At 48.0% G+C, this 25,445-nt stretch carries 24 protein-coding genes and 2 pseudogenes; 22 read left to right on the top strand and 4 right to left on the bottom strand.

The window, feature by feature from the left end; all coding sequences use genetic code 11:
- The first annotated feature begins 24 nt into the window (after nucleotides 1-24).
- The 8 genes from pyrH to Q0224_RS07825 all read left to right on the top strand — a co-directional run bounded on the left by pyrH (nucleotide 25) and on the right by Q0224_RS07825 (nucleotide 8,866).
- Complete coding sequence (gene pyrH / locus Q0224_RS07860; RefSeq protein ID WP_005872284.1) at nucleotides 25-744, top strand: UMP kinase; 720 nt, start codon at nucleotides 25-27, stop codon at nucleotides 742-744.
- Between the two features lie 23 nt (nucleotides 745-767).
- Complete coding sequence (locus Q0224_RS07855; RefSeq protein ID WP_291935955.1) at nucleotides 768-986, top strand: DNA-directed RNA polymerase subunit omega; 219 nt, start codon at nucleotides 768-770, stop codon at nucleotides 984-986.
- Entirely contained in the window at nucleotides 964-3,156 is a 2,193-nt protein-coding gene (locus Q0224_RS07850; protein ID WP_297950349.1) for a RelA/SpoT family protein, read from the top strand. The genes Q0224_RS07855 and Q0224_RS07850 overlap by 23 nt, the downstream gene beginning before the upstream one ends.
- A gap of 14 nt (nucleotides 3,157-3,170) precedes the next feature.
- Nucleotides 3,171-4,376: a tyrosine--tRNA ligase gene (tyrS, locus tag Q0224_RS07845; RefSeq protein ID WP_177389336.1), complete on the top strand. Its 1,206-nt coding sequence runs from the start codon at nucleotides 3,171-3,173 to the stop codon at nucleotides 4,374-4,376.
- On the top strand, nucleotides 4,376-5,464 hold the full coding sequence (locus Q0224_RS07840; RefSeq protein ID WP_297950348.1) for a nitronate monooxygenase: 1,089 nt from the start codon (nucleotides 4,376-4,378) through the stop codon (nucleotides 5,462-5,464). The genes tyrS and Q0224_RS07840 overlap by 1 nt, the downstream gene beginning before the upstream one ends.
- Entirely contained in the window at nucleotides 5,448-7,286 is a 1,839-nt protein-coding gene (locus Q0224_RS07835) for an N-acetylmuramoyl-L-alanine amidase (protein ID WP_297950345.1), read from the top strand. The genes Q0224_RS07840 and Q0224_RS07835 overlap by 17 nt, the downstream gene beginning before the upstream one ends.
- Nucleotides 7,287-7,955: 669 nt before the next feature.
- A complete protein-coding gene (locus Q0224_RS07830) occupies nucleotides 7,956-8,543 on the top strand; it encodes a hypothetical protein (protein WP_297950344.1) in 588 nt (195 codons plus the stop codon).
- The gene (locus Q0224_RS07825) at nucleotides 8,540-8,866 is read left to right on the top strand and encodes a hypothetical protein (RefSeq protein WP_297950342.1); all 327 of its coding nucleotides are present in this window, start codon (nucleotides 8,540-8,542) and stop codon (nucleotides 8,864-8,866) included. The genes Q0224_RS07830 and Q0224_RS07825 overlap by 4 nt, the downstream gene beginning before the upstream one ends.
- Before the next feature lie 94 nt (nucleotides 8,867-8,960).
- Here the strand turns inward: Q0224_RS07825 and Q0224_RS07820 are convergent, their stop codons facing one another.
- Nucleotides 8,961-10,067 (bottom strand): FtsW/RodA/SpoVE family cell cycle protein, encoded by a 1,107-nt coding sequence (locus Q0224_RS07820; RefSeq protein ID WP_005872296.1) that lies wholly within the window; start codon nucleotides 10,065-10,067, stop codon nucleotides 8,961-8,963.
- Between the two features lie 53 nt (nucleotides 10,068-10,120).
- On the opposite strand from Q0224_RS07820, the pseudogene Q0224_RS07815 reads away from it, so the two are divergent.
- The 10 genes and pseudogenes from Q0224_RS07815 to Q0224_RS07770 form a co-directional block, all read left to right on the top strand.
- Nucleotides 10,121-10,753, top strand: a pseudogene (locus Q0224_RS07815) (RluA family pseudouridine synthase); the annotation flags it as partial.
- Nucleotides 10,754-11,332: 579 nt separating this feature from the next.
- Nucleotides 11,333-11,668, top strand: a pseudogene (locus Q0224_RS07810) (RluA family pseudouridine synthase); the annotation flags it as partial.
- Nucleotides 11,598-12,263, top strand: a complete 666-nt coding sequence (locus Q0224_RS07805; protein WP_297941755.1) for a fibronectin type III domain-containing protein — start codon at nucleotides 11,598-11,600, stop codon at nucleotides 12,261-12,263. The pseudogene Q0224_RS07810 and the gene Q0224_RS07805, both read left to right, overlap by 71 nt.
- A 3-nt stretch (nucleotides 12,264-12,266) precedes the next feature.
- Nucleotides 12,267-14,285 carry a tRNA (guanosine(46)-N7)-methyltransferase TrmB gene (trmB, locus tag Q0224_RS07800; protein WP_297950339.1) on the top strand — a complete coding sequence of 673 codons (2,019 nt, stop codon included), beginning with the start codon at nucleotides 12,267-12,269 and terminating at the stop codon, nucleotides 14,283-14,285.
- On the top strand, nucleotides 14,273-14,962 hold the full coding sequence (locus Q0224_RS07795; RefSeq protein ID WP_295152369.1) for an ATP-binding cassette domain-containing protein: 690 nt from the start codon (nucleotides 14,273-14,275) through the stop codon (nucleotides 14,960-14,962). The genes trmB and Q0224_RS07795 overlap by 13 nt, the downstream gene beginning before the upstream one ends.
- Nucleotides 14,949-15,764 carry a hypothetical protein gene (locus tag Q0224_RS07790; RefSeq protein ID WP_297950337.1) on the top strand — a complete coding sequence of 272 codons (816 nt, stop codon included), beginning with the start codon at nucleotides 14,949-14,951 and terminating at the stop codon, nucleotides 15,762-15,764. The genes Q0224_RS07795 and Q0224_RS07790 overlap by 14 nt, the downstream gene beginning before the upstream one ends.
- Nucleotides 15,761-17,149 carry a peptidoglycan DD-metalloendopeptidase family protein gene (locus tag Q0224_RS07785; protein ID WP_297950335.1) on the top strand — a complete coding sequence of 463 codons (1,389 nt, stop codon included), beginning with the start codon at nucleotides 15,761-15,763 and terminating at the stop codon, nucleotides 17,147-17,149. The genes Q0224_RS07790 and Q0224_RS07785 overlap by 4 nt, the downstream gene beginning before the upstream one ends.
- A gap of 4 nt (nucleotides 17,150-17,153) precedes the next feature.
- Nucleotides 17,154-17,546 carry a hypothetical protein gene (locus Q0224_RS07780; protein ID WP_297950333.1) on the top strand — a complete coding sequence of 131 codons (393 nt, stop codon included), beginning with the start codon at nucleotides 17,154-17,156 and terminating at the stop codon, nucleotides 17,544-17,546.
- Nucleotides 17,547-17,571: 25 nt separating this feature from the next.
- Nucleotides 17,572-18,387, top strand: coding sequence for a threonine/serine exporter family protein (locus Q0224_RS07775; protein WP_297950331.1), 816 nt, complete (start codon nucleotides 17,572-17,574; stop codon nucleotides 18,385-18,387).
- 1 nt (nucleotide 18,388) lies between these two features.
- A complete protein-coding gene (locus Q0224_RS07770; protein ID WP_295098183.1) occupies nucleotides 18,389-18,880 on the top strand; it encodes a threonine/serine exporter family protein in 492 nt (163 codons plus the stop codon).
- 2 nt (nucleotides 18,881-18,882) lie between these two features.
- Here Q0224_RS07770 and Q0224_RS07765 read toward each other — a convergent pair whose 3' ends face one another.
- From Q0224_RS07765 to Q0224_RS07755, 3 genes are all read right to left on the bottom strand, one after another.
- Complete coding sequence (locus Q0224_RS07765) at nucleotides 18,883-19,005, bottom strand: hypothetical protein (protein ID WP_297950329.1); 123 nt, start codon at nucleotides 19,003-19,005, stop codon at nucleotides 18,883-18,885.
- Entirely contained in the window at nucleotides 19,006-19,974 is a 969-nt protein-coding gene (locus Q0224_RS07760) for a hypothetical protein (RefSeq protein WP_297950327.1), read from the bottom strand.
- Between the two features lie 183 nt (nucleotides 19,975-20,157).
- Nucleotides 20,158-21,318 carry a PepSY domain-containing protein gene (locus tag Q0224_RS07755; protein ID WP_297950325.1) on the bottom strand — a complete coding sequence of 387 codons (1,161 nt, stop codon included), beginning with the start codon at nucleotides 21,316-21,318 and terminating at the stop codon, nucleotides 20,158-20,160.
- Nucleotides 21,319-21,672: 354 nt separating this feature from the next.
- On the opposite strand from Q0224_RS07755, the gene Q0224_RS07750 reads away from it, so the two are divergent.
- The 4 genes from Q0224_RS07750 (at nucleotide 21,673) to Q0224_RS07735 (ending at nucleotide 25,364) form a co-directional block, all read left to right on the top strand.
- Entirely contained in the window at nucleotides 21,673-22,362 is a 690-nt protein-coding gene (locus tag Q0224_RS07750) for a hypothetical protein (RefSeq protein WP_297950323.1), read from the top strand.
- A gap of 44 nt (nucleotides 22,363-22,406) precedes the next feature.
- Nucleotides 22,407-23,129 carry a hypothetical protein gene (locus Q0224_RS07745; RefSeq protein WP_297950321.1) on the top strand — a complete coding sequence of 241 codons (723 nt, stop codon included), beginning with the start codon at nucleotides 22,407-22,409 and terminating at the stop codon, nucleotides 23,127-23,129.
- 303 nt (nucleotides 23,130-23,432) lie between these two features.
- Nucleotides 23,433-24,326, top strand: a complete 894-nt coding sequence (locus Q0224_RS07740) for a DMT family transporter (RefSeq protein WP_297950319.1) — start codon at nucleotides 23,433-23,435, stop codon at nucleotides 24,324-24,326.
- Nucleotides 24,327-24,650: 324 nt separating this feature from the next.
- The gene (locus Q0224_RS07735; protein ID WP_297905175.1) at nucleotides 24,651-25,364 is read left to right on the top strand and encodes a vWA domain-containing protein; all 714 of its coding nucleotides are present in this window, start codon (nucleotides 24,651-24,653) and stop codon (nucleotides 25,362-25,364) included.
- Nucleotides 25,365-25,445: the final 81 nt, after the last annotated feature.

The raw sequence follows: 25,445 nt of genomic DNA, 5'->3' as shown, positions 1-25,445 counted from the left end.
AAAATTTTATTAGGAGCTAAATTTATGGCTAAATACAATCGCATACTCGTAAAATTTTCGGGTGAAGCGCTAGCGGGAGAGAACGGCTTTGGGATCGACAGCGAAATTTTAAAATTTATCGCTAAAGAGATCAAGCAGCTCGTAGAGGGCGGCATCGAAGTAGGCATCGTAATCGGCGGCGGCAACATCATAAGAGGCGTAAGCGCCGCAGCTAGCGGTATCATCAAGCGCACCAGCGGCGATCATATGGGCATGCTAGCCACCGTCATCAACGCAATCGCGATGAGAGAGGCGCTAGAATACGCAGGTATGGATGTACGCGTGCAAAGCGCGATAAAGATGGAAGCGATCTGCGAGACCTTCATTATCGGCCGCGCAAAAAGGCACCTCGAAAAAGGTCGCGTTGTGATCTTTGCCGCAGGCACCGGAAATCCGTTCTTCACGACCGATACCGCGGGCACTCTCCGCGCGATCGAGATCGGAGCCGACGCCATCATAAAAGCCACTAAAGTAATGGGGATCTACGACAAAGATCCGCAAAAATTTAAAGATGCCAAATTGCTTTCCAAAGTCACTTACGACCAAGCCCTGCACGATAACATCAGGGTGATGGACGATACAGCTATCGCGCTTGCTAAGGACAATGCGCTCCCGATCATCGTGTGCAATATGTTTAAGAGCGGAAATTTATACAAAATCGTCGATGGCGGAGATCTAAGCTCCTGCTCGATCGTAAAAAACTAAAATTTTAAATTTAAGGAGAATTGATGAGAACCGAACAAATTGTAGCCAAGGCTTTAAAAGTAACGGGCGGAGACCGATATAAGCTATCTTTGATGATAAGCAAACGCGCCGAACAGCTAGCTGCGGGCGAACCGCCGCTGATAGAGAACGTAGATACTCGCAGGATGAAATTTGCCGATATAGCAATCTTGGAACTAGCCGAAGGTAAGATCGCATTAGATGGAATCGTTGACAAGGATTAATGATAACTTCCTAGAAAGCCTTATCGAAGACGTTGTCGATACCAAAGATATACAAAGCGCCAAGCAGCTGCTTTATAATCTAAAAGAGCCCACTCCGCTGCTGGTGGATGCTATAAATTTATGCATTGCGCAGCATGACGGGCAGTTTCGCAAAAGCGGCGAGCCGTATGCGATCCATCCGATTTTAGTAGCTTGCTTCGTATCTTTTATGGGTGGAGACGACGCGATGGTGATATCTGCGCTACTACACGACGTAGTAGAGGATACAGATTACAGCATCGAGCAGGTTAGACAAAGATTCGGCGACGAAGTAGCCAAAATCGTAGAAGGGCTTACTAAAATCGTAAACATCAGAGAGGATAAATTAGCTCCATCCGGCGATAGCAACGCCAAGCTTCGCACCACTGCGCTTACCTTCCGCAGGATGCTGATGATCTCTATTAACGATCAGCGCGTCTTAGTCGTAAAGCTCTGCGATAGACTGCACAATATGCTAACCCTAGACGCACTCCGCCCCGATAAACAAAAACGCATCGGCGAGGAGACGCTTTTGGTTTATGCGCCGATCGCGCACAGGCTTGGAATTTCATCGATCAAAAACGTGCTTGAGGATCTTAGCTTTAAATACGTCATGCCCAAAGAATACGCGGCGATCGCCGATTACGTCGAGGAGCATAAGCAGCAGCTTCAGATGAGCTTGAGCAAATTTAGCGAAAAGATCAAGGAGTATATGCTTTCAAACGGCTTTAGCGAGGGCAGCTTTGAGATCCAAAAGCGAATGAAGCACTACTACTCGATCTTTTTAAAAATGCAGCGCAAAGGAATTTCGATCGAGGAGGTGCTCGATCTTTTGGCTATCCGCATCATCGTGCAAAAGCCGATGGATTGCTATTTGGCTCTTGGCATCATCCATACTAAATTTAATCCGCTGATCTCACGCTTTAAGGATTATATCGCGCTTCCGAAGCAAAACGGATATCAGACGATCCACACGACTGTCTTTAACGAAAGTATGATCGTAGAGGTGCAGATCCGCACCTTCGATATGCACAACACCGCGGAATTCGGCGTCGCAGCGCACTGGAAGTATAAATATAGCGGCTCAATCAATCCGAAGCTTGATTGGCTAAACGACATCGGCATGCAGGAAGAGGACGACGCCAACGCCGAGGATCTTTACGAATACGCCAAAGACAGCCTCTACGTCGAGGATATCGCCGTGTATTCGCCCAAGGGCGGAATTTTTACATTGCCGCGCGGTGCTACAGCGCTTGATTACGCCTACGAGATACACTCTCAAGTAGGCTTAAAAGCGACCGAGGCCTTTATAAACCGCGTCAAGGTGCCGCTTCTTACGGAGCTTAAAAACGGAGATATCGTTCATATTATCACCGGAAGCGAGCCACACTACCGCTGCAGCTGGCTAAGCTCTGTAAAAACGGGCAAGGCACGCGCAACGATAAAGGCGTTTTGCAAGCAAAAGATCAGAGATATAAATTTTGAAGTAGCGATTAAAATTTTATGCGCGATCTTTACGACGAGCAAGGAGAGCATTCTAAGCTGGCTTGAAAAAGAAAATTTAAGCAAAAAGATCGGCAAAGCTGCCTACGACTCGGTATTTTTAAAAGACGTCGTAAACGCGCTGAAAAAATACCCGCTCAAAGAGAAATTTTTCAATATGAAATTTCGCAGCAGGTATGAGATCGAGAAGCAAAAATTTGACAACATCGTGGTGTATTCAAATTTTAAAATCGACGAGGTGGAGTTTGATTACTGCTGCAATCCAAAGCGCGGCGACGACATCATCGGCTTTCGCAACGGACATGGCGTAACGGTGCATCATAAGCTGTGCGAACGTGCAAGCGAGCTAATCAAAACCGATGAGATGATCTTCGTAAAATGGACGCGTAATGCGCCGCACCGCTACAAGATCATATTAAATTTAGAAAATAAGCGCGGCTCGCTGGCGACGTTTTTGAACTATTTAGTCAAGCTCGAGGTCGATCTAGTGTCGATAAGCCTCAACGAAAATAGCGAAACGACGTCGGATTATTTTGAGATTATCATCGAGCTAAACGAAAATTTAGACTCCACGGAGATTAAAGACAAACTCAAAAACCGCTTTAAAATCGTGGATTTCGTATCGCTTACGGACGTATATAAAAACTAAATAAGGGAGAGCAAATGGCTGACATTCAAGGCATTATGGAAAATTTTAAGCGCGGTGTCGCGGAGATCATCGGCGAAGAACAGATCGAGGCACTGATTAGGCGCTATTACGACAGCGGCGAGGTCTTTTACGTCAAAATCGGCATGGACCCCACTGCTGCGGATCTGCACCTAGGGCACGCCGTCGTGCTAAATAAGCTTGCATTTTTACAAAACCACGGCGCGATCGTGCAGTTTCTAATCGGTGATTTTACTGCTCAAATCGGAGATCCTACAGGCAAGAGCGAGACTCGCAAAAAACTAGCACGCGAAGTTGTGCTTCAAAACGCCAAAACCTACGAGCAGCAGGTGTTTAAAATTTTAAATCCCGCAAAAACTAAGGTAATGTTTAATTCCGAATGGACCAACCGCCTGGGTGCTAGCGGTATGATCGAGTTATCAAGCACTTTCAATGTTGCCAGGATGCTCGAGCGCGACGACTTTGAGAAGCGCTACAAGGCCGAGCAGCCGATCAGCATCAGCGAGTTTATGTATCCGCTACTGCAGGGATACGACAGCGTTTGCATGAAATGTGATATAGAATTTGGCGGTACCGATCAGAAATTTAATCTTCTAATGGGTCGCCAGCTACAAAGAATTTATGATGTCGGCAAAGAGCAAAGCGTCGTGATGATGCCGCTTTTAGTAGGTACCGATGGCACGAACAAGATGAGCAAGAGCCTGGGTAACTACATCGGCGTAACCGATACGCCTCATGATATGTACGGCAAGGTGATGAGTATCAGCGATGCGTTAATGTGGGATTGGTATAATCTGCTAAGCCAAAAAAGCAGCGAAGATATTGAGCTAATAAAAGGCTTTGTGGCGGATGGTTCGATCCATCCTAAGGCGGTTAAGGAGGAGCTTGCCTCCGAGATCGTCACGCAATTTTATGACGAAAATACCGCCTTTGAAGCCAAGCAGGAATTTGACCGCGTCCACGGTGCCGGCGAGCTTCCTAGCGAGATCAAGGAATATCACGTAAGCTCGCCTGCATGGATCGTAAAGGCGCTAATTAGCTGCAAGCTTGCCGTCTCTAGCTCGGATGCGCGCAGGCTGATAAAATCAAACGCCGTCAGTATCGATCAAAATAAAATTTTAGATGAGCAGCTTCAGCTTAGCTCGGGCGAATACACGCTTCAAGTAGGGAAGAAGAAATTCGCTAAATTAAAGGTGGATTAATGAGTATAAAGATAGGCAAACACGAGATTGCGCACCCGATAATTCAAGGCGGGATGGGACTTGGTATCAGCTGGGACAAGCTAGCCGGCAATGTCAGCCTAAACGGCTGTCTAGGCGTCATTAGCTCGGTCGGCACCGGCTACTACGAAAATCTTAAATTTGCCAAAAAATCGCTCGATGGCAGACCATATCAAAGCGAGAATTTTTATAGCAAAGAGGCGCTTTTTGCGATAGTGCGAAACGCCCGTAAAATTTGCGGCAATGCGCCTTTGGGGATGAACGTAATGTGCGCAGCGAACGACTACGAGCGCATCGTGCGCGACACGTGCGAGGCAGGTATTGACGTTATCATTAGCGGCGCGGGACTTCCTACCAATCTGCCGGAATTTACCGCAGATTTTCCGAACGTCGCGCTCGTACCTATCGTCTCCTCCGCCAAGGCTCTTAAGATCATCGCCAAACGCTGGAAGCAGCGCTACGACAGAATTCCCGATGCCGTAGTACTCGAGGGCCCTCTTAGCGGCGGGCATCAGGGCTTTACCTACGAGCAGTGCGGCGATCCGGCGTTTGCGCTGGATAATCTAATCCCGCAAGTAAAAGCGGAAATCTCGCAATGGGGCAGCTTCCCGCTATTTGTCGCAGGCGGGATTTGGGATAAAACCGACATCGATCGCGTAAAAGCCCTGGGTGCAGACGGCGTGCAGATGGGCACGCGCTTCATCGGCACCTTTGAATGCGACGCCGCGGAGGAATTTAAGCAGGTGCTTCTTAACGCCAAAAAAGAGGACATCCAGCTTCTAAAATCGCCCGTAGGCTATCCCGCGCGCGGCATTCATACTAATCTGCAAGATATGATCGCCGCAGGCACGGCGCCTAAGATCCGCTGTATCAGCAACTGCGTAAGCCCTTGCGAGCGCGGCAAAGGCGCTAATGCCGTAGGATACTGCATCGCCGACCGCCTAAGCGACGCGTATCTGGGTAAAACGCAAAGCGGTCTGTTTTTTACCGGTGCGAACGGATGGCGATTAAACGAGATAATATCCGTGAAGGAATTGATAGAAAAACTTATAAATGGCGAAGATAGTTAAAATTTTTCTAATCGCAGCTTTTAGCTGTGTATTGGCGTTTGGAGCTTCGAGCGAGGCGTTTTTTGCGAAATTCGACAAGGATTTCATCGTAGCGACGCCGAATTACAAGCGCTCGCTGCACAAGGAGCTAAAATCGCTTTACCAAGGCGCGTCCGATAAAGAGGTCCGCATCAAAGCGCTAAAGAGGCTGGTTTACAGCTCGAAAAATTTAGGGCTTGACTCCTCGCATTATGAATCTGCGCTAGCCAAATTACAAGGCAAAGCAAGCGATAGCAGCACGAATTCTAAAAAGCTCAAAGATGAAAACGCAAAAAATTCCAAAAGCTCGGACGAGAAAAACGCTTCAAATTTAGCGCATAGCCCCAAAGCCTCCGCCTCTAAAAATTCTAAGAATTCAAAAAATTCCACTTCCAAAAATCTCAAAAAGACGCGCGCGCCAGAAGAAGCCGATCTAAGCTCGCTATCTAGCGAGGATTTGGAGTTTTTACGCTCCACTAGGCCCCGCGGTGCGGACGACGCAAAAAATTCAACAGACGATGCGCATCGCAGCGACTCAAGCGAAAATCCCGCAGGAGCCGACGACTCCTTACAAGCGCAGAATTCCGCAGGTGGCGCTGCGACTGAGCGACTAGATTCTGAGCTTCGCAAAAGTAGCATAAAAAAATCCTCCTCCGATGCCAAACTCGCTTTAGCATCGCTGCGCGGCGATAAAAACGAGATCGTGCTTGAGTTTAACCGCGATCTAAAGCGCGGCGATTATAAAGATTTTACGATCGCAAGTAGCGATAATTTTCGCTTCGTGATTGATTTTAGCGCGCGGCAAAAGTCACAAAAAACGCGGCTTAAAGATAGCTTCGTTAGCGATGTACGCGTCTCGCAATACAACGACAAGACCGTGCGCATCGTACTTAGTGATCCGAAAGAATTCAACGCAAACGTAGAAATTAACGGCAATATGATGATTTTAAGTACAGCTGAAGGCTTAAAAGCCGCAAAATCGGCGCGAGCAGAAAAAAACAAGGATCAAAAATCAGGGCGCAAGCGCGGACGCGAGCAAGATAGCGAGCCGCAAATCAGCACAATAGATGATGCGCAAGGCGCCAAAACTGCATCCGTGGCCGCCGGTAAAATTTACAAATCCACTAAAGGCAAGCTCATCGTAATCGATCCGGGTCACGGCGGCAGCGATTCGGGCGCGGTAGGAAACGGGCTGAAGGAAAAAAACGTCGTGCTGGCCACATCCAAAAAGCTCGGTGCGCTGCTTACCAAGCGCGGCTACAAGGTGCTTTATACGCGCAGCACCGACGTTTTTATAAATTTAAGGTCGCGCACCGCTTTCGCCGCTAAAAAAAACGCCGATATGTTTATTTCGATCCACGCAAACGCCGCTCCTAACGCTAGTTCAGCACTTAAAATGAGCGGCGTGGAGACCTTTTTCTTAAGCCCGGCTAGAAGCGAACGCAGTAAAAACGCCGCCGCACTCGAAAATAGGGGCGATTTGGAGGATATGAATACCTTCTCGAAGCAGACCTTCCTCAATTTCTTAAACCGCGAGAAGATAATCTCCTCAAACAAGCTTGCCATCGATATTCAAAGCTATATGCTAAGCTCGGTCAAAAAGAGCTTCTCAAGCAGAGACGGAGGCGTGCGCGAGGCGCCATTTTGGGTGTTGGTGGGCGCTACGATGCCCGCGGTGCTCGTGGAGATGGGCTACATCACGCACCCGCAGGAGGGCAAAAATTTAGGCAAAAGCGCCTATCAAGACCGCATCGCCCAAGGCATCGCAAACGGCGTGGACGCGTACTTCCAGAAAAACAAATGATGGAATTTTACGCGCTACGCATTTTTGCGAGCGAGATGAAATTTTACTTCGGCGCGAGATCTGCCCCGCAGATAAATTTTAGCTGGCGCGATAGCTCTTGCGGATAAACAGAGTGCGGAAGCGGTAAATTTAAAATTTTAAAGCCCGCCGCGCTAAATTTAAAACAAAACGTGCGGCGCTGCGCGCAAAAATCTGCCCGCGCGCTAAATATCTACTGCGAGCGGGTAAATTTTACGGAGCGTCTTGCGGCGCCACAAGCTAGGGATGTATACGGCTTAGACGCGGAATTTTAACGCGGCTCGGCGTAAAATTTTAAAGCACGGACTTGACACCACTTGCTCAGCAGAGTGCGACTGGCGGTAAAATTTACCGACAGAATCATATTTGAGCCGCGCGAAAAATAGCGATTTTGTCGCGCTAACGCAAGTCGTGTTTCAAACCGCGTCCGCGCAATTAGGATTGCGCTTTAAGTTATGAGCGTGTATATTGAGCCAATCGCGCTTAAAACAGCACGGTCGCGCCCTAAAATTTTGCGCCACGTTCGCAGAGCGCACGATATTTGCGTAATGCTGCGAACGCGGCAGTTACAGCGTGCCGATGCCTGTGCTGTATATGCATTAAAGGTGCAGCTGAATCGTAAATTTAAAGATAAATTTTAAAAGGTCCAAAATGAAAAAAATTGTATTTTTGATCCTGCTTTTCGCAGCCGTCGCGCTCGCACTCTACGTCACTTCGCGCGTAAATCCGAGCCTTTTTTCTGAGATCAAAATCCTAGGCGCATTGCTAAACGCCACGATCTTCGGCGTCGCGCTCATCGCCTTAGCGATCGGTGAAAAGGATGTAGTGCGCTTCCCGTTTCTCACCGCCTCGCTGCTGGCGCTGTTTTCGGGGCTAGTAGAGGGCGTGCTGCTCTTCGAAAACCGCTACTACATCGCGATCACGGCGGTGGCGTTCGTCGCCTTCGTCTTTTATCTGCAGATCAAACACAAAAGATTTTCAAACAAAGCTTATAAAAATTCTGCGGACGAAGGCTCTAAAGATTTAGACGGCAGCGAGAGCGAAAATTCCAAAGAAAGTGGCAAAATTTCAAATTCTCAAAGCGAGGATGAAATTTTAAACTCCAGTGGCGATCTCGGTGAAAATTTCACAAGCGGCGCCGATGAAAATTCCGACAAAAATTTTAAAATTTCAAATGAAGGCGCGGGCGAAGGCGGCGCGAATGAAAATTCCGCGCCCGACGCAAGGTGCGATAGATGATCAGATCCGCGCTGATCGCGCTTGCGGTGATATTTTTACTGCTTTTAAATTTAGCCAATCTTTTCGGCATGATAGGCCTAAGCGGGCCGATGCCCGCGATGATCTGGTTTGCGATCAGCTTCTGCGGGGTTTTTTATCTATACAAATTTTGCGGCGCAAGGCCCGTCGCGGCGCAGATCGGGATCTTTGCCATAGCCTTCGTGGGCGGATTTTTCACGAGCGTTTTGTACTACGGATTTTTTAATTCGCAAACTTTGGAATTTGCCTTTACATACGCCTTTTTCGCGGTGGTCTTTACGCTCGGCATCGGCGTGATTTTGTAGCGAGTTTTAAAAATTTAGTGCCCCGCTTAAAATTTCGCCGCCGAAGCGAAGAACCAAGCTCCACGCGATTTACCCTGTTCACGCGGCGCCAAATTTACATCCTGATCTTATAGGTCTTGTAGTTATCTTTCATCCTAAACGTCAGTAAATTTTGTAAAATTCCAAAAAGGATCATAAAGGTGATGAAGCTGCTGCCGCCGTAGCTGAAAAACGGCAGCGGCACGCCCACGACCGGCGCGAAACCCACTACCATCGAGATATTAACGCCTGTATAGATGAAGATGAGCGAGGCAAGCGCGCTCGTAAAGACCCGTATCAGATAGTCACTCTTAAAGTCGTAGTTTAGGCTCAGCAGATGCAGTATCAGCAGCGCATACAGCGCGATCAGCGCGGCAGCCCCTACAAAGCCGAAGCGCTCGATCGTATAAGCGAAGATAAAATCGCTCGTCGCAATCGGCAAGAATTTAAAGTGCGTCTGCGTCGCTTCATCCTTATCCTTGCCGTAGATGCCGCCGTTTCCGATAGCGATGATTGCCTGCTTGACCTGGTAATTGGGCTCCTCACTGATAAAATCGGCGATGCGCTTTTTTTGATAATCGTGCATGTTTTCGTACAAAATCGGCGAGCTGGCCACAAAAACGATGATCAGCGTAAGCCAAATTTTTTTATCGACGCCGATGATAAAAAGAATAGCAAATCCCGTCAAAAAAAGTATCGCGGCGGTACCTAGATCGGGCTCTTTCGCGATCAAAACGAAGGGCAGAAGTATGTAAAAGCTAAGGCGCAAAAAATCCTTCAGCCCGTAGCCGTTTTTCGGCGGCGGATTTTTATGTATCAAATACATCAGCATCAGGATAAACGCGGGCTTCATCACCTCGCTGGGCTGCAGCGTAAAATGCACGAACGGAATCTCCAGCCAGCGTCTCGCTCCTAGCTTGCTAACGCCGAAAAAATCGACGCTGAGCAGCAATATGATGTTGGTCCAATAAAATATCGGGATCAGATATAAAAATTTGCGTATCGGAAAGAGAAAAAACAGCGTAAAAACGGCAAATCCTACGCCGAAATAAACGACCTGCTTTGAGGATAGCACGTCGTTTGCCTCGCTTATTAAAACGTATGAAAAAACCACTATCGGCACGATCAAAAAAGGTTGAATGAAATCAAAATATGCTAAAATCTTTTTGTCAATTTTAAACAACGCTTAATCCTAATTAAAATTTTGACGTAAGAATAGCCAAAAAAGGTATAAATTTGGATAATCTAATAGCACAATGCAGCGAAAGGCTCGACGTTTTTTTAAGCTCGCAGCTTGGAATTTCGCGCAATCAAATATCAAATTTAATCAAATCCGAAGCGGTCAGAGTGAATGGCGCAGTGCAGAGCAGGCCCGGCTACAAGCTATCTGCGGGCGAGCTAGTACGCATCGACTACCCCGCGCCCGCGCCGCAGCAAACAAGCGCAGAGCGGCTAGATTTCGACATTGAAATTTTATACGAGGACGAGGATCTGCTCGTGGTAAATAAGCCCGCAGGCCTTACCGTCCACCCCGCTGCAAGCGTCAAAGAGCCCACGCTCGTGGACTGGCTCAAGTCTCGCGGCTATCTGCTTTCCACGCTCGGCGGCGAGCTTCGCGCGGGCATCGTGCACCGCCTGGATAAACTCACCAGCGGCGCCCTGCTCGTAGCCAAAAACAACGCCGCGCACGCCGCGCTCTCGGCACAGCTAAGCGATAAGAGCATGGGGCGGATATACCTCGCACTCATCGACCTGCCGCTGAAAGAGCCCTGCGTGATCGAGCGCCCGATCTCTCGCAACCCTGCAAACCGTCTAAAAATGGGGATCGTGCCCGACGGACGCAGCGCAAAGAGCGCGTTTTATGAAATTTTAAGCGGAGCGGAACTAACGGAACTTCAAAACTCCGCCGAGAGGTGCGATGAAATTTTAGGCGCGGACGATGGCGCGGCTGCGGGCAAGAGCGCAAGCGCGGATAAAATTTCAGCCGCGAACGCAGGTGCAAGCGCGACTTTAGCTGCAAACAAAATTTCAACAGGTGCCGCGGGCAAAATTTCAGCTATGTATGGGGACGGAGATAAAATTTTAAACGCTAATAGGGACGCAGATATGAGTAAAATTTTAGCCACCGACGTGAGCGTGCGCGGGAACGAAATTTTAAATGCAGACCCAACTGCGGGCGCAGATAAAATTTCGACTACCGACGTGAGCGCGAGCAAGAACGCGGGTATGGATAAAATTTTAAACAAATACGCGGACAACGCAGATAAAATTCCAAGCAGCTGCACGGGCAACGCAGGTAAAATTCCAAACAATCTCGTAGATAGCGAGGATAAAATTTTAACCGCCGATATGAGTGCGGATCAAACCAGAGCCGCCCGTCTCGCCGAGAATAAAGTTTTAAATTTTAAAAATCCCGCTCAAAACTATAAGTTACCGCCGATAAACCTAAAGAACTTTAATCTCGTCGCGGCAAAGCTCTTCACGGGTCGTACGCATCAGATCCGCGTGCATTTAAGCTCGATAAATCGGCACATTTTGGGCGATCATTTATACGGATTTAAGAGCGAAAACGCTAAAATTAGCAGGATTTTGCTCCATGCCTATTTGCTCTATTTCATCCATCCGCGAAGCGGCAAAGAGGTGAAAATATGCGCGGGCTTGCCGAGCGAATTTCTAAATTTTACGACAAATCAAAAGGTAAAGGATGAAATTTATGAAAAAATTTTACCGACTAACGTTGAGTGCTACTTTAGCGATATTAGCGGGTGGTTGCGCTATGTCTAGCGCGCCTAGTGCAAGCGACGAGAGCCTTCCGCGCGTAGAGGGGATCAGGACGATTACAAGCGACGATGAGATCGGGCTTGAGTGGCCTAGATACGACAGCAATACCGCCGTGCTGGGCTTTGTCGTTTACCGAGCGCCTGCAAGCGGCGGCGAAGCCAAAAAGATCGCCACCATCGCAGATCCATACTCCACCCACTACGTAGATACGAGGCTGCAGCCGGGCACTTCGTATAAATACACGGTGCGCACATACGGCGCCAAGGGCGTTTCGGCTCCTTCTCCGGTTGCTATCGCAAGCACAGCGAAGATGCTAGAGTCCGTGCCGTTTGCGCAGGCTATCTACGGGCTTCCGGGCCGCGTTAAGATCATCTGGCGCCCGCATCCGGATCTTCGCGTAAGCTCCTATCTAATCGAGCGCCGTCCTAAAGGAGGCGAGTCGTGGAGCACGATTAAAGAGGTTCGCGGCAGACTTAGCGCTGAATATATCGATAATATCGATTACGGCGAAGGATATGAATACCGCATTACCGTCAAAACCGAAAACGGAGAGCTGTCCAAGCCTAGTGCAGTCATTGCCGCAGCGCAGGCAGAATAAAGCTTGCCGAATTTCATAACCCAAAGCGTGAGCCTGCCGCGGCTGCCGATTAAGCTCGGCGAGACCGAGTTTTTAGAGACGGCGCGCGGCAGAAATTTAACGCTCGTGCGAACTAAGAGCTTTGATAGCGAGTTTTTTATCACCCTAAAGCCCAGCGGCGACAAGGTGATAGTAAAGGGCGAAAAGATCACCAAGCCCGCCAAAATCGGCCATCTGCAGCGAGCGCTCGAAATTTTTAAAGAGCGCTTCTGCGGACGGATCATCTCGCAGGCGTTTGCTTACAAAGACAGCTCGCTTACTGAAAAAACGCCGCTGATTTTGGATGAGAATGAAATTTTATCCCTCGTAAAAAGCTCTAAATTTAATAAAATTTTTATCGAGATCGGCTTCGGCTCGGGCAGACACCTGCTTCATCAAGCGCGCTCGAATAAAGACGCGCTGCTAATCGGCATCGAAATTTACAAACCCGCGATCGAACAGGTCGCAAAACTAGCGATCCGCGAAGGGCTGCAAAACATCGCTCTCATAGCCACCGACGCGCGGGTTTTACTGAGCCTGCTTCCCGCGGGCTGCTTTCAGCGCGTATTTTTGCACTTCCCCGTGCCGTGGGACGACGCGCCGCACCGCCGCGTCATAAGCGACGAGTTCGCCTCGCAGATCGCACGCACGCTCGAGCTCGGCGGTCGCTTCGAGCTTCGCACCGACAGCGAGGAGTACTTCCTCTACGCGATGCAAAAGCTCTCGCCCTACGTGCAGCGCAAAGCGGGCGAAATTTCGCACTTCAAAAACCGAGACGCCGCCGTAGCGAGCAAATACGAGGATAGATGGCGCAAAATGGATAAAGATACCTACGATCTGATCTACGAGAACAAAACCGCGGGCCGGGGCGAGCCGCAGCAGTTTGAGATGGAATTTTTAAAATTTGACGCGGCGGCAATCGCGCGAAATTTTAAAAATTCTACCTTCAAAGGCGAGGATTTTTTCGTGCATTTTGAGGAAATTTTTTACTTTGACGCGCAGAAAGACTTGGGCGCGGATGGGATTTGCACGGCGGACGGCGTGAATTTAAGCAGCGCGGGCGAAGCGATAAACGACGAGACTACAAATTTAGACGCGGCGCGCGGCAAAAATTTAACCGAGCGCGCGAGCATGGGTGAAATTTCGTCAGACTGCGGCAAAATTTCAGCTACGACAGCGGGCAATAGAATTTCAACTTGCACGAACACTACACAAATTCTAAAAAAAGCGAGCGCCGCGCCAAATACAAACCGCGCGGATGAAGCGGGCGTAAATTTAAACGAGGATCGCTTGAACGCAAGCGGCATAAATTTAACGAGCGACGTTCCCATCGCAGTAAGCGCTAAATTTAGCCGTTCCGTCCCGAGCGAAAAGCGCGCTTTAGCCTGCGAGCAGATCGCGACAAAGCAAGGCGCACAGATAAACAGCGCAGCCGCCGCAAGCGATACACTAAACGTAAACGACCTGATCGCAACAATTGACGCAAGCAACGCGCTAAATTCTAGCGGCGCAGAGGGGGCGTCTGCAACTATCGACGCGACAGGCACAGACAATACACCCACAACGATCGGCGCAATAGATGCGAGCAATGCGCCGAATGCGACCCGCGCAGACGGAGCAAACGCTACGCAAATTCTAAAAAAAGCGAGCGCCGTACCTTGTAAAAAGGGATCGCAAACCGAACGGCAAAGCAAGCCGAACTTCACCAAGCAGCAAGATAAACACCAAAGCAACCTAGAAGGCTGTGCAGAAACGCGAGCCGAACACCAAAGCGAGCTAGACTGCGCAAAGTCACAGCTCAAACAGCAAAGCAAGCCGTGCACCGCAGAACCGCAAGACGTACTAATCCTGCTTTCGCTCGGGGCATTCGACTTTCCGCAGCAGTGTTTTATCCGCGCAAACGCAAGCGGTACGCGCTACTTCATCCGCCGCCCGCTTCCTACGCGCGAAAATCACGCGGCACATCAAAAAATTTCGGAGATATTTTCACAATGGCAGAGATAACGGACGATTACAACATCATCACCGCAGCGGGCCTCACGCTAGGCTACGAAAAGGCGGGCGCGGTCATCCAAGACGCGAGTTTCGGCATCGGCGCGAAGGACTTCGTCATCATCACGGGCAAGAGCGGCAGCGGCAAATCCACGCTGCTTAAGTCCTTCTACGGCGGCATCGACATCATCGGCGGCGAGCTGAACGTCTGCCTGTGCGATCTAAAGGGCATCACAAACTCCGATCTGCGCACCCTGCGCCAGCGCATCGGCATTATCTTTCAAAACTACCGCCTGATCAACGAATGGACGATCGAGCGCAACATAATGCTTCCGTTAATGATAATGGGCTACAATCAGCAGGTCTGCCAAGACCAAGCCAAAAAGCTACTGCGCCACGTCGAGCTCGGGCACAAGATGGGCAAATATCCGCTCGAGCTTAGCGGCGGCGAGCAGCAGCGCGTGGCTTTAGCGCGCGCGATGGCGCATAATCCGCGCCTGCTGCTGTGCGACGAGCCTACGGGAAATTTGGACGACTACTCCAGCGCCATTATTTGGAATTTGCTGCGTTCGGCGTGCGAGTCGTGGAACGCCTGCGTCGTTATCGTGACGCACAAAATGCCTGCTACGCTGCGTTTTAGGCACCGACATTTTGAGATTAAGGACGCTAAAGTAAATGAAATCGATTAAAACCCATTTCGGCGTGATCTTTTCGCTCGTCGCGCTGCTTTTTTCCGTGCAGTTTGGAATTTTTATGAGCAACTTAACCAAAAGCTACGAGCGCTCGATCCAAAACGAATACAACATCGTGCTAGTCTCCAAAACCCCGCTCAGCTTGCAAGACGCACAAAAAGCGGTACCTAAAATCAGCTCGATTAGCGAAATTTCCACAGCGGGCATAACCGAGCGACTGAAGGGTAAAATTTCACAAAACGCCTTTGCCGAGCTTAGTAAAAATTTGCCTAAATTTTATAGCGTCAAGCTCGAAAGCTTCCCCGACGCCGCGCAGCTTGCCAAGATCGAGCAGGATCTAAAGTCGATCGGCTCGCTCACGCGGGTTGAAATTTTTAAAAAGACCCACGATGAAATTTTTAAAATTTTACTGCTTATCAAAAGCCTCGTTTACGGCTTTGCGTTTCTCATCGTGCTTTTAGGCGTGATGTTAATCCACCGCCAGATGCGTATCTGGGTTTACGAACACAAAGAGCGCATCGAGATCATGGAGCTTTTCGGCGCGTCGTTTCTGATAAAAAGCGGCAAACTCTACCGAATGGCGATAATAGACTCCTTCATCGCCACGCTGATCGTGACCTGCTTCTACATTGCGCTTCCCTCTTGGGAGGTGTTTTCGACCACGCTTAAAGGTATCGGCGATCTACGCACCGCCATAGTGCTGCCTTACGACGCGCTGATCCTTTTGAGTGTTGCCTTGGCGCTATCTATAATCGCGGTAAGTTTTGTGATGCTGCAAATCGGAAATAAACGAGCATGAAAAGGGCTTTTTTAGCGCCGCTTCTTGCGCTGGGGCTTGCCGCGGCTCTTACTTATGCCGCGCCCGCAAAGCAGCAGAGCACGAAAGATAAGATCGCCAAAGCGGGTCAAGAGCTCAAAAGCTCGCAAAAGGAGGGGATGCAACTCTCACAAAAGATCGACGAGATCGCTGGCCTTATCGTAAAGGAGCAGGAGGGCTTTAAAAAGCGCGAGGGCGAAATCAAACAGCTAAGCGAAACGATCGAAGGGCTAAAGGATCAATACGCCGCCGAAGCGCAGGAGCTTGAGAAACTCAATAGCCAAAACGTCACCCTTCTTAGCGTGCAAAACGATCTGGAGAGCAAGATCATAAGCGTGATCTCGCAAGAGCTATCGTTTGATCTAATCACCGACGTAAATTCCACCACTACGCCCGATTCTATCGTAGCTAGCGAAATTTTAGAGGGGCTCGGCGTCGTTATGAACGACGAGCTGAAAGGGTTAGTCAAAGACTACGAAAATAATCAAAATTTTATCAACGAGCAGAATAAAAAGATCAAATCGATCCAGGCGAGCATGGCGGGCTATGACAAGAAAAAAACCGAGCTTAACGCCAAGCAAACCACCCAAAAAGAGAAGCTCGCGCAGATGAAAAAGGACAAAGAGGACTATATCGCGAGGCTTGAGAAGATAAATGACGAGCAAGACGCCATATCTAAGACCTTGCAAGAGCTTAAGATCATCGACGACACTGAAGAGAAGGCAAAAGCGCAAAAGGAGGAAGCGGCGCGCCAAGCAAAGCTTGAAGCGCAGAAGCAAAAGGAGCGCCAGGCACGCGAAAAAGAGTACACCAAAGCAAAAGCGGCTGCCAAAAAGGCGGGCAAGCCGGAGCCTGCGCCTCCTAGCGAGCCCGAGCCCGAGCCAGAAGTGAGCGAGCCTGCGGATGAGCGCGTAAGCAAGATCAACCAAAAGGTCAAGCAGTACGGCTCGAGTTATCAGTCCTCGCGCGTTAAAAAATACAGCGGAGCCAAGACCGCAGCGCCTTTAAACGGCGCGTATTTGAAGCGAAAATTCGGCAACTACAACGATCCCGTGTATAACATCAAGCTTTTCAACGAAAATATCGTGCTGGGCTCAAACAGCGGCGATACGCAGGTTAAAGCGGTGCTACCAGGCAAGGTGGTCTTTGCCAAAGAAACCGCCGTGCTCGATAAGGTCGTGATCCTAGAGCACAGCGGCGGCATCCACACGATCTACGCGCATCTAAATCAGATCCCGCCTACCGTGCGCGTCGGCTCCAACGTCAAAAAGGGCTACATTATCGGGCGCATCGGCTCGGATCTGACCTTTGAAGTGACGCAGCAGAACTACCACATCAACCCGCTCGATCTCATAAGTCTGAGGTGAAGCCGTGAGCGGGGAAAATTCTAAATTTAGCGAATCTTGCGAGGATGCCGAAAGTTTAAATTTAAGCGAGCAAAGCTCGGCCTGCGAGTTAAATTTGAGCGATGAAAATTCTGCGGCGACGTTAAATTTGAATGACGTAAATTCCAAAGCGGCGTTAAATTTAAACGATCAAAATTTAAGCAGTCAAAGCTCTGCCGCCGCAGGTATTGTCGCCGCGTCAAATTTAGATAGCGAGAATTCCGCCACGGGAGCCACTGCATTAAATTTTAAAAATAAGAATTCCGCGACGACGGACATCATAGCGACATCAAAAACGATGGCGGGCGCCGCAAAAACAGGAAGCTACAACGAGCGTCGTAGAAGTAAAAACGACGAAAACAGCGCAAAACGATATTGAGATTACAAGGGTAGCGGAGGAAATAATGACAACAGAAATGGCGGCAGCAAAAGAAGCAGAAGCGGCGAAACCGCAAATCCAAGAGCTCACCAATTTTCTTAGCGAATACACCGCCAAGATGCTTAGTATCGGCACTTACACCGCGCGCATCGAGCACTGCGTGCGCAGGATAGCGGACGCTTACGACTATGAGGCTAGCCTGATGATCTTTGTGCGCCACTTCATCATCAGCGTGATGGATCCTGCGGACAACTCCATCCGCCGCACCTACGTTAAAACGGGCGCTGCAGCGCAGATCAGCTTCGATCTGATCTCGGAGCTAAGCGCGCTTAGCTGGGAAATTTACGACGAAAAAATCCCCCTTGCGCGCGCTAAGGTCGCATTTGCCGAAATTTTAGCCTCGCAGAAGAAAAGCTTTGCCAAAACCCTCGTTCTGCTTAGCGTCGCAAACGCCGCATTCTGCGAGCTTTTCGGCGGTGACGGCGGCGCGATGGCGCTCGTTTTTGCGGCTACGGCTTTTGGAATTTGCGCCCGCTATCTGCTTAGTAAGCTCAAAATCAACCTAAAAATCCAATACATCGCGGTTTCGTTCGCAGTCTCTTTCATCGTCTCGCTAGGCGCTCGCTACGGGCTTAGCGAGACGCCCGATGTCGCCGTGGGATCGAGCATACTCTTTTTGATCCCCGGCGTCTGGCTGATCAACTCGGTATTTGACATCTTAAACGAAAATATGCTCGTAGGCATCAGCAGAGGGCTAAATACGGGGCTTTTGATCATCTGCATCGCAATCGGGCTCTTTCTGACGCTTAGCATCTCAAATTTGGGGCTTGTAAATGTTTGATATAGCACTTTTGGTATTTAAGGATGCTTGCTTTGCCGCTGCGGCGGGGCTTGGGTTTGCGTATGCGTGCATGCCGCCTAAAAAGACGCTAGCCTTCTCGGCGCTGCTTGCGGCGGTTGCGCATTCATGCAGGTTTTTGCTGATTCAAAGCCAAATTTTTTCGATCGCTGCCGCGACGCTTTTTGCGTCGTTTCTGATCGGCGTTTTGGGAATGCTCTGCGCCAAGCGCCTCAAGGTGCCCGCAGAGATCATCGCCTTCCCTGCGCTGCTTCCGATGATCCCCGGCATCTACGCCTACAAGGCGGTTTTGGCGCTGTTTTCTTATATCAGAGCCACGGGCGCAGAGCATAAACTCGCTCATCTTATCTCGTTTTTCGATAACGCCCTCGCCACGATCTCGATCTCGCTGGCGCTCGGTACGGGCGTTTCAATAACGCTGCTAATTTTCTACGAGCAGTCCTTGATGATCACTCGCGGAGCAAGAGGCAAATAGCGCTAAATAAGAAATTTTAAGCAGACGCGACGGGTAAATTTAAATTTATCATCTTCGCTAGCGAGGTAAAATTTTATAAATTTACCGCCCTTTCTGCGAAGGTAAAATTTAGTTATATTCGCCATTTATCGCTCATTATTCGATATTTGTTTTATTGTTTTCTCTTTTTCATCGTAGTAATATTCATACAATAAGTCGTATTCTAGACTTTTGCTAAATTTCATATTTTTATCTATTACTATAAATAGGAAGCTATAATTAACATGGAGCGGTAGATATTCTATAGGCGTCTTAAAATCATCTATTTTATAACTCGCTTCATCAATTTTTATTCTATTTTTATATTGTTCATACCTATGGCAAAAAATATCATAATTTGGATTACTCGGCTCAATATATGCATAAAGACTCAAAAATATCGAATTTATCGGTATAACAAATACAATATCCGTATGGTCAAAACCAAAACTCTTATCAATTTCTAATGAATTATTGAAAATTTTTTCTGTTAATATAATTTCCCCGGATTCCCTATCTCTATAGTCATCTTCATCGATATAATTAAAAAATATTCCGTACTTTAAAGAACCATCTTCCAAAACCAAACTTTCCTTATCTTCCCAAGGATACACGACTTCGGTATTAAAAATTTCTTTATCTATATGGGTTTCGGCATCTTGTATCGCTTTGCCGTTTCTGCAAATTTTTGAGCCCAAATCCATAAGATAATCTAAATTTAGCCTTTTATCTATCTTGTAAAATTCGCATTTATCATCGGGGCGTTTATCGCTATGGCATTCTGAATAACGAATCTCTACGCCGCCGCCGATTTCGTTGGCCGTATCGTCATATTCCTTTTTAACTGCTTTAATTCGTCTATCATATTCTCTTTTATTAAAGTTATAAAAAAAGTGCCAATCTTTAAGCATACACTTTAACGCTCTATCTTTAAGCTGTATATCGGTAAGATTGCCATCCAGATTACATATCCATTCATATGGATCGGTTTCAATTTTTTCGGCTGAATAAAATATTATGCCGGAAGCGCATATTATTATGATGAAAGCCAAGCACAGATAATATCTCGTTTTCAAATTTCACTCCTAAAATTTTCCGCAATATACCTCACATAGACTTAATCCGCGATAATTTTAGTATGCCTCAATATCGTTAAATCAGGGCTTTTCTTGATCCGCTTCGGCAAATTTCATCTCAATGATTCGTAGATATTTGGCTCTCTTGCGCCGCTCGTCGCACCTCTATCGCCAAAGTAAAATTTAGCCGAGCTTTTCTGACTTAAACGCCCTTTTTACCGTCATATAAAAGCCACTAAAGATAAAAAGCGCCATACAAAGCGAAACGAGCGACCATAAAATTTTACCCGCGAGCCCGAAAAAATAGCCCGTGTGAAGCTGATAGTTCGCGTCTTTAAACTCGCCCACGGTGATACCCTCCGTCTGCTTCTGCTGCGCGACTTTGCCCTCCTTTAGCTTCACGCTCGCGCCTTTTGGACGCGCGGTGGCTGGCGCATCTGGCTCATAATACCTGACGTCGATCTTATCTGACGCCGCGAGCATTAGGGTAAATTCTTTATACTCTATGCCACTTGATCTGAATATCTCATAAGCCCTCTGCGCGTCGCTGAATTTATACGTAGCGGGCTTTTTGCCCTCCTCCTTAGCAGGTGCGACGGCGTGATCTTTAGAAGCGGCGGCTTTAGGCGCGCTAGCTTGCGGTAAATTTTGCGAGCTTACAAAAAGCTTCATCACGGCATCGTTATACCAGCTATACGACCAGTTAAGCCCGGTCAAACAGATGAGAAGGTAAACTACCGCGCTTAGAGTACCCAGGCTCGTGTGTAGATTGTAAAAAAGAGCGTATTTTTTGAGTTTAAAATTTGGCTTTATCGCCTCGATAAATTTACGCCTAAGCCTTGGGAAATGCAGCCATACGCCGCTTATTACGAGAAGTATCATCGCCACGGCGCTCGCGCCTACGATCTGTTTGCCGATCTCGGCCGCGGTTTTGTTGCCGCTTAGCGCTAGGCCTAAATTTCGATGCAACGCCATCACCGTTAGCACAAAGCCCGTGCCGCGATCCTTGCCGATGATCTGCGCGGTGTACGGATCGACCAGATATGCATCATTTCTGTTTGCGTAAATGACGAAGGCTTCGTCAGCGCTTTTGGGCACGACGAGCCTTATGGGCTGTTTAACGCCCGTTTGCTCGCTAAAGCTTTGCAGAATTTTTTCCACGCTTTGCATTTCGCCCGTTTTTTCGATCTTTTTAGAGCCCGCGTTTATTAGCGCCTCAAACTCGTGCTGATACGACAAAATCGCGCCCGTAACGCCTATGACAAGCAGCGGGATAGAAAAAACGATCGACAAAATAAGATGGATGTTAAATAAAATTTTATTGCGCTTCAAAAGCGAGCTCATTGTAGATCCTTGCGAGATAAATTTAATCTTTATTTGATTGAGGTTCGCAATTATATTGTGCGATTTTAAATATTTAGATAATTATCATTAAGATTTAGACTACGAAATTTAAGGCGCGTTATGGCATCACAAAAGCGCCTAGGCACCTTGCGCAATGCCATAAACCGCGTGCTGCAAGATCTAAAAGCTAAAAATTTAATCCGCCTTTCGCGCGGCAAAATCACGCTGGTAAAGTAAAGCTTTAATTAACGCGCCCCTTTCGTAAAGCGTGCTAAAAATCTCGTAAATTTAGAAATTTTGCGCTAAAATTGCCAAAGACGCGAGCTTGCGTAATCCAAAAACAAGGTCATTATTATGTCGCAAAGTGTAGTCGAGTTTGCTTCGATAATCCTTTATGTTACGATAGGCTTTTGCCTTCTTGTTTCATTGCTTGATAAAAACAGATCATTCAAAACCGTAGATCACGGAACTCTGTTTATCTCCACCGATCCGCTTTTAAAAATGCAGATGTTTATAATATTCCTAAGCTTCGGCGTAGTCACTCTATCCAGCTCGCACGTAGCAAAACATAACGGCGAGCCGATACCCTGCTTTTACACCCACGATAAAATTTGTTCGCAGGAATACAAAGCGGCAGGCATAAATTTAAGATGCTTCGAAGAAGGCGATCCCAGATGTGTGGATGGATATCTGCAAATAAGCGGACCCAGGCTAATACTCGGCAAAATCATATCTGTCTGCGCCATAATTTTTTCATTTATCGTGCTAATTCAAAAAGGAATTAGAATAGATAAAAGCGGCATCTGCAAAGAATGGGAAGTTCTGCCGTTTAGGCATACGGAAAGGATAAACTTTGACGAGATGAGCTACGCCGTAGGGTTTATAAGAGGCGTAAAAATAATCAGCATACGAGGCAAAATTAGCGGCGTTAAATTCGGGGCGGGATATTTGTATGCACAAAAGGATATAGATTTTTTGCAAAATTTTATATTAGAAAAGCTCGCTGAAATTTCAAAAGTCGAAGCGGTCGAGCGAAATGCCTAAATTTAAATATATCGTCGTAAAATATCCGCAATGAAAGGAGCCGCATGAGGCTTTTATATTTTGTGCTTTTTGCAAATGTAGTGCTATTTGTACTTTGCGGTTTAAAAAACTTTCTGTTTAAAAGCAGCGCTTCTTATAAAACCGTGCAAAATGGCGCCTGGCTCATACCGCCTAGCCCTGTAGCCAAATTTACGCTCGTCATATTCCTTTTATCTTGGGGGTCGATAGTGGCGTTTGACGAGCCCTGGATAAAAAGGATAAAAGGTAAAGGTAAAGTTACATGCTTTGACGCAAACGACCCTTTATGTATAGACGGCTTCTTACACAGAAGTGGCGACGAGACCGCACTCGTGATCGCGATGGGCATTGTTTTGATACTTATATCGCTATGGCTATTAACCGAAAAAGGGATCATCATAGACAGCCGCAGTATAAGGAGAGAATGGGAATGTTTGCCGTTTAAATTTAGCACAAAGATCGATATAGAAAATGCCCTTATGGAAAAAGGGATGAAGGGCGAGATGCCGATTTTAAAAATAAAAGACGGGCAAAGCAGCAAAAATTTTACGCTCTCATTCCCATACGCACAGCAAGATATAAAATTTATCGAAGCAGAGATAAGAAAGAGGCGCTATAAGATGATGAAAACAAAAGAGGCGAAAACTCCCCTTAAATCCGCGCTCAAAAAAACTATAAGCTTAAAAGGCGCGAATGAGCGCGCAAACATAGAAATTCTAAAAAACGACAAAGAGGGCGCGGGCGATTAAATTTTAAATTTATCCACGCGGCGCAATGATCGCGCGAGTAGTAGCCGTAAAATTTACGCGTAGCGAAGCGACACAATGGTCGCGCGAACAAGTGCGCGCAAACCCAAAAAAATGAGCCCAACGCAAGTGCCCGTAAGCCCAAAAAAGATGAGCCTGGCGCAAACCCCAAAAGACGAGCCGGGTACTTAAAATTTAACTCGCGATTTTAAAATCCTAAATTCCAAATCGCTCCGCCAAAATTTAGCCTATTTTTTACCTAAAATTTCGTAAAATTACGACTTTAAATTTTCAAAAAGGACGCAGATGAATAAAAGTTTGGAATTTAGAGCCGACATCGGAATGCTCTTCGTAGCGATCGCTTTTGGACTCGGGTATCTGCCCACCTCGCAGGCACTTACGAGCAACAACGTCTTCGTGCTACTATTTTGGCGCTTTTTCGCCGCAAGCATCATCGCAGGCGCGATATTTTTCCCAAAGCTCAAGGCCATAACTTCGCGCGAGATCAAGCACGGCGCAGTGCTTAGCCTGTTTTTATTCGCGGGTTTTACGTCGCAGACCTTCGCCTTTAAATTTGCGCAAAGCTCCTCCGTGGCGTTCATCATCGGCCTAAACGTCGCGCTCGTGCCCTTCATCGCCGCAGCGCTGTTTAGGCATAAAATTTACTCCTACGCCTACGCTGGCATCGCGCTTGCGATCGCTGGGCTCTATCTCATCGGCGATACGCAGCTTGGGCTCGGCAAGGGCGAAGTGCTGGCGCTAGTCTGCGCGTGCGCGTATTCGTTTCACATCGTGCTGACCAACCGCTTCGTGCAAAGCTGCGACGTAGCGGGCATCGCCTACGTACAGATACTCTGCCTAAGCGTGCTTTGCTGCTTTGCGGCGATCTTTTTTGAAAGAGTCAGCATCATGCCGGTGATGGATAGAAGCTTTTTTGTCGCGATGGCGGTGATCTGCCTGCTGGGAACGGTTTTTGGCTTTTTTGCGCAGGCTTTGATGCAAAAATACACGACGCCCGTAAAAACCGCTCTGTTTTTCACGCTCGAACCCGTAACGGCGGGCATTATGGGCGTATTCGTGGGCGGCGAGAGGCTAAGCGTGATGCAAATTTTAGGCGCGGCGCTCATCCTCGCGGGCGTTTTGATAAGCGAGATCGGAAGCTACCTCAGCGCGAAACGGAGCAGATCTGCAGAGGCCTGATTTTGCGGCGGCGCAAATTCCATAAATTCCATGCCACGTGGAATTTTGCGCCATAAAATTCCGTGCTGCATAAAATTTGCACGCAGAATTTCGCGCTGTATAAAATTCTGCGTCTTAAAATTTCGCGGCGAAATTCTGCGCCGCGCATAATTCTATATCGCGCGGAATTTTGCGGCGCCATGCGCAAGGATACGTTAAAATTCCACGACAAAATTTCGTATTAAAATTTACCCAGCAGAGGCGTGCGGAGAAGCTTTAGCGATAAAATTTCATTGATTAAGCGATACAATAGTAAAATAATGAAATTTTAACAAAGGAGCCCCTATGAAAAAAATCATCTTTCTTGTTGCCGCACTTGCGGGCATATTGTTTGCCAAAAGCGTAGAGCTCGCCACGCCGCCCGATCATAAAGACGGCGTAAATCACCTAGAATTGGTGCTGATCTTAGACAAATCGGGCTCGATGAGCGGGCTTGAGAGCGATACGATCGGTGGATTTAACTCGATGATAGAAAAGGAGCGCAAAGAGGGCATCGACGCCAGCGTCACGACCGTGCTTTTCGATACGAAATTTAATGTCATCCACGACCGCACGCCGCTTAAGAAGGTCGAAAACCTAACGTCCAAGGAGTACTACGCCGGCGGCAATACCGCGCTACTGGACGCCGTTGGCAGCACGATAGCGCGTATCGAGCGCGTGCCTGACATCTATGCCAAAAACAATCGCGTGCTTTTCGTCATCATCACCGACGGGATGGAGAACTCAAGCCGCGAATACTCCAAAGCGCAGATCAAAAAGATGATTAGCGACAAGCAGGAAAAATACGACTGGGAGTTTATCTTTTTAGGCGCTAATATCGACGCCGCGAATGAGGCGCAAAGCATCGGTATCAGAAGCGAAAACGCCCTAAAATACGAGAATTCCAAAGAGGGCGTGAGTAAAAATTTCGAAGCGGCGGCCGAAATATCCAAGGATGTAGCGACCGACAACAAAGCAAACTCAAAATGGCGCGACAAGGTGCTTCAGGACAAAAAATAGCAAATCGCGAGGCGCACTAAAATTAAGTGCCGCTGCTAAAACGAGCGGCGGCGTGAAAATAGGCAGCGATGTGCAGCGCGC

This window comes from uncultured Campylobacter sp., assembly GCF_938002845.1.
In the GTDB taxonomy this organism is placed as follows: domain Bacteria; phylum Campylobacterota; class Campylobacteria; order Campylobacterales; family Campylobacteraceae; genus Campylobacter_B.
Note: the sequence above shows the minus strand (reverse complement) of the source record. Positions and strands in the feature narration are given on the sequence as shown.

Bases quoted from the DNA above. Each gene is read 5' to 3' on its own strand.
- Q0224_RS07790 (WP_297950337.1), top strand. From the start codon at position 14,949: ATGAAATCGATTAAAACCCATTTCGGCGTGATCTTTTCGCTCGTCGCG.
- pyrH (WP_005872284.1), top strand. From the start codon at position 25: ATGGCTAAATACAATCGCATACTCGTAAAATTTTCGGGTGAAGCGCTA.
- Q0224_RS07805 (WP_297941755.1), top strand. From the start codon at position 11,598: ATGAAAAAATTTTACCGACTAACGTTGAGTGCTACTTTAGCGATATTA.
- Q0224_RS07755 (WP_297950325.1), bottom strand. From the start codon at position 21,318: ATGAGCTCGCTTTTGAAGCGCAATAAAATTTTATTTAACATCCATCTT.
- Q0224_RS07750 (WP_297950323.1), top strand. From the start codon at position 21,673: ATGTCGCAAAGTGTAGTCGAGTTTGCTTCGATAATCCTTTATGTTACG.
- Q0224_RS07855 (WP_291935955.1), top strand. From the start codon at position 768: ATGAGAACCGAACAAATTGTAGCCAAGGCTTTAAAAGTAACGGGCGGA.
- Q0224_RS07840 (WP_297950348.1), top strand. From the start codon at position 4,376: ATGAGTATAAAGATAGGCAAACACGAGATTGCGCACCCGATAATTCAA.
- Q0224_RS07785 (WP_297950335.1), top strand. From the start codon at position 15,761: ATGAAAAGGGCTTTTTTAGCGCCGCTTCTTGCGCTGGGGCTTGCCGCG.
- Q0224_RS07740 (WP_297950319.1), top strand. From the start codon at position 23,433: ATGAATAAAAGTTTGGAATTTAGAGCCGACATCGGAATGCTCTTCGTA.
- Q0224_RS07735 (WP_297905175.1), top strand. From the start codon at position 24,651: ATGAAAAAAATCATCTTTCTTGTTGCCGCACTTGCGGGCATATTGTTT.
- Q0224_RS07835 (WP_297950345.1), top strand. From the start codon at position 5,448: ATGGCGAAGATAGTTAAAATTTTTCTAATCGCAGCTTTTAGCTGTGTA.
- Q0224_RS07825 (WP_297950342.1), top strand. From the start codon at position 8,540: ATGATCAGATCCGCGCTGATCGCGCTTGCGGTGATATTTTTACTGCTT.
- Q0224_RS07850 (WP_297950349.1), top strand. From the start codon at position 964: ATGGAATCGTTGACAAGGATTAATGATAACTTCCTAGAAAGCCTTATC.
- Q0224_RS07830 (WP_297950344.1), top strand. From the start codon at position 7,956: ATGAAAAAAATTGTATTTTTGATCCTGCTTTTCGCAGCCGTCGCGCTC.
- Q0224_RS07745 (WP_297950321.1), top strand. From the start codon at position 22,407: ATGAGGCTTTTATATTTTGTGCTTTTTGCAAATGTAGTGCTATTTGTA.
- tyrS (WP_177389336.1), top strand. From the start codon at position 3,171: ATGGCTGACATTCAAGGCATTATGGAAAATTTTAAGCGCGGTGTCGCG.
- Q0224_RS07795 (WP_295152369.1), top strand. From the start codon at position 14,273: ATGGCAGAGATAACGGACGATTACAACATCATCACCGCAGCGGGCCTC.
- Q0224_RS07765 (WP_297950329.1), bottom strand. From the start codon at position 19,005: ATGGCGAATATAACTAAATTTTACCTTCGCAGAAAGGGCGGTAAATTT.
- Q0224_RS07775 (WP_297950331.1), top strand. From the start codon at position 17,572: ATGACAACAGAAATGGCGGCAGCAAAAGAAGCAGAAGCGGCGAAACCG.